Raw genomic sequence first — 12,120 nt, forward strand, 5'->3', positions numbered from 1 at the left:
AATAGCTTGTTGAGAAATAACACTGAATTAATGTAATCTAATCATACTACGTAGGGCTTGCGGGGGGCAGTTGTCAAAATTAAAGACTATTTTCAAATTACTAAATCAGATTGAGTGTGTATTTCATCAAATCTTTAATAAAATATCAAATTTTTTGTCAAAATAGTTGCAGTATTTATTTATACCTTAACACCCAGGATTGTATCAAGTCTGTTTGATCAGGAGGATTGTTTGAAAACGTAGCTTGTTGATCATGCTGCGGTTCTCCAAGAATAATGATTGAACAGGTGAGTTGCCTAAACAATTCGTCGGCAACATCGCTGATAGCTAACCCTCCTGGAGTAGTCAGATGACGCATAGAAGGCAAAATCACTAAATCATACAATCTGGCTGCTTGTAAAATTGCTTGGATGGGATTTTCGTGGGTGATAATTTGAATATCTGGCGGATTTGGTATGACCAATTGAGAGACTAAACTAGAAATATGGGATCTTCTAGCTGTGACTTCATCGCTACTGGTGCGGCGATCGCAAATATTAATCACCGTAATTTGGGATTGATTAGCATCTGCTAAAGTCTGAGCAAAATGTAGAGGTGTAAGTGATGGGTTGATTAAATTCTCCATCGGGATGAGAATACGCCCAATTCTGCTGGGAGATTCGACTAAACTGGCGATCGCCACTGGACAGTGTGCCGCCCAAAGCACATTATCAATAATATTTCCAAATAACCGCGCCCTCAAACCAGTGCGTTTACCCCAACCCATAATAATTAAATTTGCCCTTTGTTCACGAGCCGTCCGACAAATGCCGTCAGCAAAACCATCATCAATTCTTAATAAGGGTTCTGCTGATGCGCCTAATGACTCACTTTGGGCTGTAGCTTGTGCCAATAACCTTTCACTGTGCTGACAAGCTGCTTGTAGCTGAGGAGTATCCATTTTTGCCGTAGCTGCGGCGATCGCCAAAGGTAAAATTTTGCCCTGGGACTGACAGGCTAACAATGCGGCCATTTCGATTAAATACTTTTGATTTTCAGGATTAGAAACAGGTACAACTATCGTAAATTCTCGCTGTGTGGACTCTCCTGACTGTTTAGATAAGGTAATTCGAGGTACATCCCTGACTTCGGCAAATGTCAATGCCACCGCACTACTAGCCACCAAACTTGTTAACCAAGGTCCAACAATTGCAGTGATCAGCACCAAAATAATAGCGCAGTTTAATAGTTCTACGGAAAATAAACCAGTGCCATATCCGCCTAAAGCCACTGCTAAATTTATACTTACCAGAGGAATAGATAGAGACCAAATCGTCAGAGTCTCTTGCCAGTTATAGCGATAAACAAGTTTTGTGAAAATAGCCGCTAAAAATTTACTAGCTAATAAAATACTCAAAATTATTATTAATAATTTGATTGTGCTGTATCCCTGAAATAAAGCAGGTAAATCAATCCGTAAACCTAGATCAATAAATAAAATGGGAATGAACAGAACACTACCTATAAAAATTAATTTTTCTTTAACTGGACTCTCACCCACTGATTCATTAACGGCGAAACCTGCCAAAAAGAAACCAGCAATTTTTGTCAACCCCATTAATTGGGCAATGACAACAGCAAAAAATACAGACATCAACACACATAAAAACTTGTTAAATTCTTCATCTCCAAAACGGTATAAAAATTCTTTGTTTGCCCAGTCGAATCCAACTAAAACAATCACAAAGTAAATAATAACTAATCCCAATTTACTAATTGTATGAGCAAAACTAAATACCCCACTATCAAAACTTGCTAACGCCAAAGTTAACATTAGTAATGTCCCGATATCTGTAAAGACTTTAGCCCCCATAGTCATAGTGACAGCCTGATTATTGACTAGCCCCAAACGACTAATAATAGGATAAGTCAAAGGCGAATAGGATGGCAGCAAACAACCTATTAATATAGAAATATGCCAATCTAATCCTAGAAATTTTCCTGCCAATGTTCCTAGTATGAGAGGTAAACAGAAAATTAGGCTACCAAATAATAGTGAACGACTTTGCTGGCGACGAAAAAATTGAATGTTAAATTCTAATCCTGCTACAAACATTAGGTAAGCTAACCCAATATCTGATAATAAACTAATTATTAGTGTTTCCGACTCAAATAAATGCCAGCATGACGGACCAAGAACTACTCCAGAGATAATTAGACCCACCAATGCTGGTAACTTTAATTTCTCAAATATAATCGGTATTACAATTACAATCAACAATAAAATTGCAGTAGAAATAATTGGTTCTTGTTCAAGAACTTGATTATTTGAGTCTAAAGTTAAAATTTGTGGTAGAGGTGGCAAAATTAGCATTATCTAAAACAATTATTGGTTTGATATTTGTGCTAAATATTAGTTTAATTTTAGTTTAATTTATTTAAGTGCTGTAATATGTAAAATACCCAGAAAATAAATAATTGAAAGTAGAGTTTTTCAGTTGTAGTTTTTTTGTAATTGCTTCACTTCTACTTTTATTCTGATCTGACAAATTATTCTATGTCAGGATTAATAAGTAAATTGGCGTAAATGTTTTTTCTAGATTATTCCTGAGCATAAAGAATAAAGTAGGAAAGCAAAATATCATCACAATGTCACGCCTAACAGTTGATTAAGGGTGTATTTGACTTAAAATAAACCGTAAGCGGTCATAGTCATCTTTTAGTAACACACTCAGATGTCTTCCAGCCCTAATTAACCATTCTCTGTCAGCTTTACGTAGCTGATAAACTTCACGAATAGCAGAAGCGGCTAAAGATTCTACAGGCGCACCACTAATGAGGAGCAAAGTCCTTAAAAAATCCAGCTTATCAGTAAACTTGATAATTGCTTCTGGTGGACAGCGATAGACAGCTTGGTGGATTTGGGGTGGTCTTGGTGGTAAATACTGATATATGCCTTGGTTATTATTAAAACTTTGTTCAGGTTGTTCAAAACCAACAATTGCTGCTCTAAATTCAGTTCTGAGCATAGCGAATATTTGGGGTTGTTCTTCCCGTAAAGATTGTAATGATAAACCCAAAGCTCTCGCCCTATGTACAGAATCTATAGGCATTGTCGTGGCATAATATACCACAGCATAGATTTGATTTCCAGATTCTTCATCCGTAGCACAAACCCAGCTACCAAAAGGTGGCATAGCGGGAAAACTTAAATCTTCCGGTTCTAGACACTGTGCTAAAAATTCCGTAGTTGCAGTTTCTATCACCTCCCCAATATGGTGAGGATGGCGATCGCCAGTGGCAAACTGTGGTAAAGGTAAACGCATATTTATCAAGTTTAAGTTGTAGGGGTCTAGCAATGCTAAACCCGTACTATCAGTTGTCAATTTTTTGTATTCACCACTGACTAATGACTAATGAACTATTTTCCTTTTTTTGTAGCTGTGGTGTCTACAAGTTCTAACTCTGGCAAGCGGAAAGTAATAATTTTATCCCAGTTACCACCTTCAAAAATTACTGCGACTTTACCATCACTCACCCGTTGTACAAGTCCTTCGTAGCGATAATATGTATCTGCGGGATTTTTGACGCGAACGGTAGCTCCAGGCAGAATCATGTGTTTACCCTCAAATTATTCTCTGTTATTAGCTTAATATTATTTGAGCTTTGATTGTCATTGACAACAGACTTAGGGAGATGGGCAGGAAAAGATTTTGCCCAATGTCCAGTACCCAATGCCCTCTTCCCTAGTTTAATAATACGTTTGACGTTGCCGGAAATTAGCCACAGACTCGACTATACCCAAAGCGATAAAATTAGTCAGCATAGCAGAGCGTCCATAACTCATCCAAGGTAAAGGAATTCCCGCCACAGGAGCTAAACCAACCGTCATTCCCACATTCACAATTAGTTGAAAAATGATCATAGATAAAACACCAATAGCCAGCAAAGAGCCGAAATTATCTTTAGCTGTTTGAGCTATGCGTAATATCCGAAAACAAATTAAACAGAAAACAAATAGCACCACCAAACAACCGACAAAACCCAACTCTTCACCCACTGCGGAAAAAATAAAATCTGTGTGTTGCTCAGGGACGAAATTTAGCTGAGTCATAGGGCCTTTGAACAAACCCCATCCCCAGAGTTCTCCTGCACCGATAGCAATACGAGACTGAATTAAGTGATAACCAGCACCAAGAGGATCATGTTCAGGGTTCATAAAAACACTAAGTCTATCTTTTTGATATTCCCGTAAAACATGATTCCAGGCAAAAACTCCTAATTCACCACCCAATATATTGATACCAAAAGAGCCGATCGCACCAAGATTAAATTTGCGCCATGGTAGAGTTTGCCAACCTACAATACCCATAGCACCAGCCCAAAACAAACCCAAAGGACTAAAAGTTAGTTCTTTTAATAACACTATTGGTTCAGACAAAGGCCAGGAGATACTAAACAAAATAGCAGATACTATCGGGGAAACCATCAATATTAACCAGCCAGGATTAGCATTTGCCCAATACAGCATTCCCAAAAATATGGCAGCAAATACCAGTGAAGTAGCTAAGTCTGGTTGTAAAAATACCAATCCCCAAGGGACAGCTGTAATTGCTAAGGCGCGGAAAATATTTTCTAATTTAGAAGCAGTACACCTATGTAACAAAGCAGCTAGGGTGATAATCATCCCAATTTTGGCAAATTCAGAAGGTTGGACATTGAAACCAGCAATGCCGATCCATCGTTGCGCTCCATTAGCACTTTTACCAGCAAACATAACCACTATGAGGCTGAAATTAGTTATGGCATAGGTGATCCAGTGCCACTGAACCAGATTTTCGTAGCGGATACGAGCTAAAAATAAGGCAATAATTGAGCCAATACCAGCTACCAACCAATGCCACCACCAATCATTTGCTGGGTGTCTAAGTTCTGTACTGAGAATCATTAGACCGCCAAACAGACTCACAGCAATGGGCAAACATAATAACAACCAATCTACTTGGTGCCACGGCTTCAGCCAATATTGCCAGCGGATTTTTGGGAGCGAACGTTTTAACAACATTGTGCAAAAAACAACTTGAACTTGTAAATGAGGATTGGTAATTGGTAATTGGGATATTATTCATGACCCATTACCCATTACCTACCCTTATGTCAAAGCAGCAACTGATACCTTAGCGGCGATAGATTGAGCGATCGCCTTTAAAGCCTTCGCTGAAGCTGAATCTGGATCAGCAACCACAATGGGTATACCAGTATCACCACCAATTCTGGTAGAAATTTCCAGAGGTACACAACCCAAGAGAGGAACTTCTAATTCTGCGGCTGTTTTTGAACCGCCACCAGAACCAAAAATGTCATATTTTTTATCTGGCTGATCTGGGGGGATAAAATAACTCATATTTTCAATAATCCCCAATACTGTTACATTCATCTGCTGGAACATCCGCAAACCCTTACGAGAATCCAGTAATGCTACATTTTGGGGTGTAGTAACAATTACTGCTCCCGCCATTGGTACAGCTTGGGTTAAGGTTAACTGAGCATCTCCAGTCCCTGGGGGCATATCTACAATCAAATAGTCGAGTTCCCCCCATTGCACCTGATACAGAAATTGACGAATTACGCCATTGAGCATTGGACCGCGCCAAATTACAGGCTGATCACGGTCAATCAAAAAGCCCATAGATACTAACTTAACCCCATGATTGAAAGCAGGTTCGAGAATGTCCCCTGTTTCTGTGGAGCGAACAGAAATTTCTGCATCAGCTAAACCTAGCATAGTTGGGTCATTGGGCCCATAAATATCCGCATCTAACAAGCCCACCTTTGCCCCTGTCTGTGCTAGTGCAACTGCAATATTTACTGCCACTGTACTTTTACCAACGCCACCTTTACCACTAGACACAGCAATAATGTTTTTAACCCCATCAATTCCTGTCCGGTCGGGTAAACTTTTTTGCTGAGGCGTTTCTGCCGTCACCTCTACGCTAATATCTGTTACACCGGGGAGTTTCTGAATAGCTTTTTTACAATCTTCAACAATAAATTCCCTTAAAGGACAGGCGGGAGTGGTTAACACCAAAGTAAAGCTAACTTTGCCATCATCAATTTTGATGTTGCGAATCATGTTCAGTTCTACCAGACTTTTACGAAGTTCCGGATCTTCTACTGGTCGCAAAACTTCTAGAACTGACTGAGAATTGAGGACATCATACATGGTTTATACCGTTGCCGCCTTAATCAAGCTTAATAAATTTTCATTTTCACCTACTTGCATCTTAACTTTGTTATGTCATTAGTCATTAGTCATTTGTCATTGGTTATCTGTCATTGGTTATTAGGCATGGGGCATTGGTAAAAATCTTTTGCTTCCCTATCTCTCCATATCTTCCTGTTCCCTGTTTCCTAAAAATCAAAACAACTATCATCCAAAGATTTTTTGTTTCCTGAAACCGCTTGTAAAGCTGCTTGTTCTACCGCTTCCACCAAGGAACGTGCTACTTGATCTGCATAAGGGCGCAAAAATGACCAAACTAGGGGTGATAACCAACCTCGTAAGTTGACAGAATAGGATAAGTAACTACCACAAACAGTTGACTCCACTTGATATGTGATACGTTCCTCAATTCCAGGAATTGCTAATACACGAATACTTAGCATTTGTTTGGGATTTACCCGTTCTACAAAAATATGAATGGGAATTGGCCAAAAGCGAGTTACGGCTTGGAAAATTAATCCAGGTTTAGGTACTAAGCCTAATGGAACATTTGTACTTTTAAATAGTGGATTCCAGGAAACATCAGTTAAATCAACAACTTTGAGCCATAATTCATCTACAGAAGCAAAACTAATCTCTCGATAAGTCCGCACCAACGAAGCGCAAAGCCGACGACGTTTACGATAGATGAGTTTGGATAACCAACTTTGCATAGTCTTTAGTCCTCCCGGCGACAATCTGTTTAAGCATTCAGCCGTCAGCAAACAGCTAATGCCTGACGGCAAGCTACGCAAACAGCATTGAATAAATAAATTATCAGCATCATGACTGATAAAGTAAGTTCCTGGTTCAGAGCAGATAGAAGATAGCAAAATATAACTATATCTTTACTTTTCTTAATATAGTTATGTTTAGAAATCACTCACTTAGTCTAGTGTCTAGGGTATGTTGTTAACAACAGACTTATCTCCACAAAAATTGCAAAGAATCTTAATGAATATGTAAGTCTAGACGCATTTAGTGGAAAATAGCTTTACAGCAGATTCCGCTCTAATGAGGTACAAAGTTGAATCATGAAACTCTTGTGGTGCGGGCATCTTGCCCGCTATATATGTACCTCATAACACCGGGAAGTGCTGTAGTCAAGATACTTGTTGATTTTGGCAACTCAGAAAAAGCTGTTTTGGCAAATTGAGCCAGATTTTTTGGTTTTAAGTGTCAATAAATTTTTAAAATGAGAATTTGTAGCTTTGACAGAAATTGTAAATTTAGCTTCGGGAATCTATGTTGACTAACTCGCAAACCCCCACTCTGACAACAGAATCATCGAAATTTCTTCCAGCCCCTGACGCTCAGGCTAGAGTTAGTCAGTTCATGAAAACATTGCAAGACAAAATCACCCAAGGTTTAGAAGCCTTGGATGGTGGTGGCAAATTTATGGAAGACAGCTGGGAACGTCCAGAAGGTGGTGGTGGGCGATCGCGTGTGCTGCGTGACGGCGCAATTTTTGAACAAGCAGGTGTGAATTTTTCAGAAGTTTGGGGTTCTCATCTTCCCCCTTCCATTTTAGCCCAGCGTCCAGAAGCAACAGGACATGGTTTCTATGCGACAGGGACTTCTTTAGTGTTACACCCTCGAAATCCTTATGTACCCACAGTCCATTTAAACTACCGTTATTTTGAAGCAGGCCCAGTGTGGTGGTTTGGTGGTGGTGCGGACTTAACACCCTATTACCCCTTTGCAGAAGATGCTACCCATTTCCACCAAACCCTGAAACAAGCTTGCGATCAACATCATCCAGAATATTATCCCGTCTTTAAACGCTGGTGTGATGAATATTTCCACCTCAAACATCGTGGAGAAACACGAGGTATTGGCGGTCTATTTTTAGATTATCAAGATGGACAAGGTACTATTTATCGTGGCCCAGATCCCAAGGGAGAAGCAGCCAATTACAGTAACCAAGTAGGAGCATTACCTCCCCGCACTTGGGAACAAATATTTGCTTTGGTGCAAGACTGTGGTGGAGCTTTCTTGCCGGCTTATGTGCCAATTGTAGAAAGACGAAATGGAATGGAATATGGCGATCGCCAACGGAATTTCCAGTTGTACCGTCGGGGTAGATATGTAGAATTTAACTTGGTTTATGACCGAGGTACAATTTTTGGCTTACAAACCAACGGACGCACAGAATCAATCCTCATGTCTTTACCTCCTCTAGTGCGTTGGGAATATGGCTACCAACCAGAACCCAATTCTCCTGAAGCAGAACTATACAATACATTTCTGAAACCACAAGATTGGATTAACTGGAAAACTAATCAACAGTAATTCAGTGATTGACTTAGGTTCAACTACATAATTTTATCTAGATGCAGTAGATAAAGTTTACATAGGTCAATGAAAAATGAAGGATTGGGGCTGGTTTGAAGAAATAAAATATCAAGCAAGATGTTTCTGCGTGTTGGGAATTTATCACTAAAACAGCCTCTTGATATCTCATCTATCAAAGCTATAATTTCCCCAAACCCAGGCTCAGTAAACAAATTAATCATCTACTGAATCTAGATCCTCAGCATGGTTTTTTGTGAGTTAAACTACTAAATATAGTCATTAAGTACAGTAGCTAATCCTGGTTAGACATGGCTTATTTGACTGATTGAAGCAATTCAGAGAAATAAGTAGTTCTGCACAAAACATCACGGAGATCAGAGTGAATATAGACCAAAAAACCTATGCAAATCCAGAGGGAAACATAGTAATTGTCTTAAAGCCAAAAGAGCGTCTAGACATCACAACAGCTTGGCAATTTCGCTTGAAATTACAAGAATGTATTTCTAAACTGAGTCGTCATGTAGTTGTCAACCTAGCACAGGTAGATTTTATTGATAGTTCCGGCCTGACTTCATTAGTAGCGGGAATGCGTGATGCTGATAAAGTTAAAGGCAGTTTCCGCATTTGTAATGTTCATCCAGATGCGAAACTGGTATTTGAGGTGACAATGATGGATACGGTATTTGAGATATTTGAAACAGAACAAGAAGCTATAGATGCTGTATTTCCCAACTTACTCCACCAAGAAAATAACAGTTCTGAACAAAACAGTAAGAATACTTCAGAGCATAACCCATCCGCCGAATCGAAATCCCAGCCTAATCGCTTTCTGCGCTCATTAGCAGATGAGTCTACTTCCGCATAAAAGCTCACAGTTAGCAGATGAGGCTATGGTGTGATAAAAATGTGAAGACTGCTCTAAACAGAAGATCGGCAGCGCACAGATTGACAATTTTATCCTGTTGACTAGATAGTTCTGACACTTCTAGAATGCTCGGCAAAGGTGTTCCCAAAAGGCAACAAGAAAAAACCACCAATTGATTGTTAGGATCAGTTAGCTTTGTGATCTTGTCAGCTTACTGATAACTATAATTACAATAATTACAGGATAATTGTGTAGCAAAATAGTCATCTGTTGATATAACTTGGCAAACTAGCCTTTAAACGAGAAAATAAAAATACGTCTCCCTTAATAATTTCTTTGTGAATAACGTCCGTACAGTTTCTGATACAAAACGAAGTTTCTATAGTCTTCACACCCGTCCCATCAACACTATTTACCGTCGGGTAGTGGAAGAACTGATGGTAGAAATGCACCTACTGTCTGTAAACGCTGATTTTAGCTACAATTCCATCTATGCCTTAGGAGTAGTCACTACCTTTGACCGCTTCATGGAAGGCTATCAACCAGAACAGGATCTAACATCAATTTTCAATGCCTTATGTCAGTCCATAGAGCAAGATCCTCAACGCTATCGGCAAGATGCGGCTAGGTTACAAGCTTTGGCGCAAAGTTTGCCAGTTCAGGAACTAATTGCTTGGATGAGTCAGACCACTCCCTTAGATCAAGATGCTGATTTGCAAGCACAACTGCAAGCGATCGCTCAAAGTTCAGCCCCAAATGCAAATGCTGAAAGTTCTCACTTCAAATATAGTCGTCTGTTTGCCATTGGTTTATTTTCCCTATTGGAACTAGCAGACTCTGAACTTGTAAAAGATGATCAGCAACGTAGTGAGGCACTAAAAGCAATCACTGATGGATTAAACTTATCCGCAGATAAACTCAGTAAAGATTTAGAGTTATATCGCTCTAATCTAGATAAAATGGCACAAGCCTTGATAGTGATGGAAGATATGCTTTTAGCTGAACGCAAAAAACGCGATCAACGTCAGCAACAATCTAAAACCCCAGCCACACCCCCAAGTAACAATGAATAAGGAATTTGGTAATTTGTGATATGTAATTCGTAATTCGTAATTCAAACTTATTAGTCAAAAAATTACGAATTACGAGTTATCAATTACAATTTAGTTTCGCTAAACATTGAGTAATTTGTAGATGATGTTGTTGATAATAGTAAGTGCAAAAGCCCCTAAAACAGCACTCCAGATACCATAACGTAAGCGGAAACCCTCTACTAACCAAGCAGCAATACTAAAGCAAGCAACAGCAATCATGAATGTAAAGATACCAGATAACAAGTCAAAGGTGACGAGATTAGGTATTGTAAATACAACACTTAAAACTGGCCTAACTAATGCTGTAATAATGCCTAAAACGGCTGCGGAAAAAAAAGCTTTCCCTGGAGTATCAATTTCAACGCCTAACGGTAACTTACTAATAATCCACAGACTAATAGACGTGACTATCCAAACAATCAACAGTGTCACAATATTCATGCCGCAACCCTTGAAACGTAAATGGTGATAGGCGATAAATTACTTGGTTTATTTGATAGGAAAATTTTTGTAGCTGAACCAATTATTTATAAATTACCAGAAATTTTGTATCTAATAGGAATTTATTTTAGATATCTTTAGGTTTATTACTCTTTTCTTGATATTAAAAAACTTCATAATCTGAATAATACTAAAAATTTCCAATCTAAACTGCAATAGCATAATTTTTGTGTTACCCTAGTGTAGTTGTTTAAATTCCGCACATCCAGGAATTCGGGTGTTTCCTAAGTGAGAAATGCACCTGGGTGGAGGTTTAACCCGAATAGGAGTTATAAGATATGCCAGTAGTTTCGTTGGCTCAAATGATGGAGTCAGGAGTTCACTTTGGGCATCAGACCCGACGTTGGAACCCCAAAATGTCACCTTACATCTACACATCTCGTAATGGTGTACACATTATTGACTTGGTGCAAACTGCCCAATTAATGGATGGAGCATATAACTATATGCGAACCCAATCAGAGCAAGGGAAGAAATTTTTGTTTGTAGGTACAAAGCGCCAAGCAGCAGGAATTATTGCCCAAGAAGCCGCTCGTTGTGGTTCTCACTACATTAACCAGCGCTGGCTGGGGGGAATGCTCACCAACTGGGCAACCATCAAAACCAGAGCAGATCGTCTTAAAGATTTAGAACGTCGGGAAGAAAGCGGCGCCCTAGATTTATTGCCTAAGAAAGAAGCATCAATGCTGCGTCGGGAAATGACGAAGCTACAAAAATACTTGGGCGGTATTAAAAATATGCGTAAAGTACCAGACGTAGTGGTGATAGTTGACCAAAAACGTGAGTACAACGCAGTTCAAGAATGCCAGAAACTGGGTATTCCTATTGTTTCCATGTTGGATACAAACTGTGACCCAGATGTAGTAGATATTCCCATCCCAGCCAATGACGACGCAATCAGATCAATTAAGCTGATTGTTGGTAAATTAGCAGATGCTATTTATGAAGGTCGTCATGGTCAGCTAGAAGCAGAAGAAGATTACGAAGATTACGAAGGTGCTGAGGGAGATTACGACTACGAAGAGGGCGAGTATACAGACTCGACGAACGACGACGACAAAGATGAAGAATAATAATAAATAATGGAGGATGCTTGAAGGGTAAAGTCATGTACTTCACCCTGA

The 12,120-nt window shown here is 39.3% G+C and carries 10 protein-coding genes and 1 pseudogene; 4 read left to right on the top strand and 7 right to left on the bottom strand.

Translation table 11 applies throughout. The features are described from left to right. Positions 1 to 175 precede the first annotated feature (175 nt). The 6 genes from WJM97_RS17730 to WJM97_RS17755 form a co-directional block, all read right to left on the bottom strand. Positions 176 to 2,353 carry a cation:proton antiporter gene (locus WJM97_RS17730; RefSeq protein ID WP_353930105.1) on the bottom strand — a complete coding sequence of 726 codons (2,178 nt, stop codon included), beginning with the start codon at positions 2,351 to 2,353 and terminating at the stop codon, positions 176 to 178. Between the two features lie 295 nt (positions 2,354 to 2,648). Then, complete coding sequence (locus WJM97_RS17735; protein ID WP_353933203.1) at positions 2,649 to 3,305, bottom strand: HAS-barrel domain-containing protein; 657 nt, start codon at positions 3,303 to 3,305, stop codon at positions 2,649 to 2,651. A 95-nt stretch (positions 3,306 to 3,400) separates the two neighbouring features. Then, positions 3,401 to 3,595 (bottom strand): NAD(P)H dehydrogenase subunit NdhS, encoded by a 195-nt coding sequence (locus WJM97_RS17740; protein ID WP_353930106.1) that lies wholly within the window; start codon positions 3,593 to 3,595, stop codon positions 3,401 to 3,403. 135 nt (positions 3,596 to 3,730) lie between these two features. After that, on the bottom strand, positions 3,731 to 5,044 hold the full coding sequence (rodA, locus tag WJM97_RS17745; RefSeq protein WP_353930107.1) for a rod shape-determining protein RodA: 1,314 nt from the start codon (positions 5,042 to 5,044) through the stop codon (positions 3,731 to 3,733). Positions 5,045 to 5,131: 87 nt separating this feature from the next. Continuing rightward, positions 5,132 to 6,202: an Mrp/NBP35 family ATP-binding protein gene (locus tag WJM97_RS17750; protein WP_353930108.1), complete on the bottom strand. Its 1,071-nt coding sequence runs from the start codon at positions 6,200 to 6,202 to the stop codon at positions 5,132 to 5,134. A 188-nt stretch (positions 6,203 to 6,390) separates the two neighbouring features. Then, positions 6,391 to 6,915 carry an SRPBCC family protein gene (locus WJM97_RS17755; RefSeq protein ID WP_353930109.1) on the bottom strand — a complete coding sequence of 175 codons (525 nt, stop codon included), beginning with the start codon at positions 6,913 to 6,915 and terminating at the stop codon, positions 6,391 to 6,393. A gap of 571 nt (positions 6,916 to 7,486) precedes the next feature. Between WJM97_RS17755 and hemF the strand changes: the two genes are divergently transcribed. The 3 genes and pseudogenes from hemF (at position 7,487) to psb29 (ending at position 10,474) form a co-directional block, all read left to right on the top strand. Continuing rightward, positions 7,487 to 8,533: an oxygen-dependent coproporphyrinogen oxidase gene (gene hemF / locus WJM97_RS17760; RefSeq protein ID WP_353930110.1), complete on the top strand. Its 1,047-nt coding sequence runs from the start codon at positions 7,487 to 7,489 to the stop codon at positions 8,531 to 8,533. A gap of 382 nt (positions 8,534 to 8,915) precedes the next feature. Beyond that, a pseudogene (locus tag WJM97_RS17765) lies at positions 8,916 to 9,254 on the top strand (STAS domain-containing protein); the annotation flags it as partial. 485 nt (positions 9,255 to 9,739) lie between these two features. Then, positions 9,740 to 10,474, top strand: a complete 735-nt coding sequence (gene psb29 / locus WJM97_RS17770; RefSeq protein WP_353930111.1) for a photosystem II biogenesis protein Psp29 — start codon at positions 9,740 to 9,742, stop codon at positions 10,472 to 10,474. A gap of 99 nt (positions 10,475 to 10,573) precedes the next feature. Here psb29 and WJM97_RS17775 read toward each other — a convergent pair whose 3' ends face one another. Further along, positions 10,574 to 10,936, bottom strand: coding sequence for a phage holin family protein (locus tag WJM97_RS17775; RefSeq protein WP_353930112.1), 363 nt, complete (start codon positions 10,934 to 10,936; stop codon positions 10,574 to 10,576). Positions 10,937 to 11,274: 338 nt separating this feature from the next. On the opposite strand from WJM97_RS17775, the gene rpsB reads away from it, so the two are divergent. Beyond that, positions 11,275 to 12,069, top strand: coding sequence for a 30S ribosomal protein S2 (gene rpsB, locus WJM97_RS17780; RefSeq protein ID WP_353930113.1), 795 nt, complete (start codon positions 11,275 to 11,277; stop codon positions 12,067 to 12,069). Positions 12,070 to 12,120 lie beyond the last annotated feature (51 nt).

It is taken from the genome of Okeanomitos corallinicola TIOX110, from assembly GCF_038050375.1.
GTDB lineage: Bacteria > Cyanobacteriota > Cyanobacteriia > Cyanobacteriales > Nostocaceae > Okeanomitos > Okeanomitos corallinicola.

Coding starts and splice junctions, on each gene's coding strand:
- WJM97_RS17775 (WP_353930112.1), bottom strand. CDS start 10,936: ATGAATATTGTGACACTGTTGATTGTTTGGATAGTCACGTCTATTAGT.
- WJM97_RS17730 (WP_353930105.1), bottom strand. CDS start 2,353: ATGCTAATTTTGCCACCTCTACCACAAATTTTAACTTTAGACTCAAAT.
- rpsB (WP_353930113.1), top strand. CDS start 11,275: ATGCCAGTAGTTTCGTTGGCTCAAATGATGGAGTCAGGAGTTCACTTT.
- hemF (WP_353930110.1), top strand. CDS start 7,487: ATGTTGACTAACTCGCAAACCCCCACTCTGACAACAGAATCATCGAAA.
- rodA (WP_353930107.1), bottom strand. CDS start 5,044: ATGTTGTTAAAACGTTCGCTCCCAAAAATCCGCTGGCAATATTGGCTG.
- WJM97_RS17735 (WP_353933203.1), bottom strand. CDS start 3,305: ATGCGTTTACCTTTACCACAGTTTGCCACTGGCGATCGCCATCCTCAC.
- WJM97_RS17755 (WP_353930109.1), bottom strand. CDS start 6,915: ATGCAAAGTTGGTTATCCAAACTCATCTATCGTAAACGTCGTCGGCTT.
- WJM97_RS17750 (WP_353930108.1), bottom strand. CDS start 6,202: ATGTATGATGTCCTCAATTCTCAGTCAGTTCTAGAAGTTTTGCGACCA.
- WJM97_RS17740 (WP_353930106.1), bottom strand. CDS start 3,595: ATGATTCTGCCTGGAGCTACCGTTCGCGTCAAAAATCCCGCAGATACA.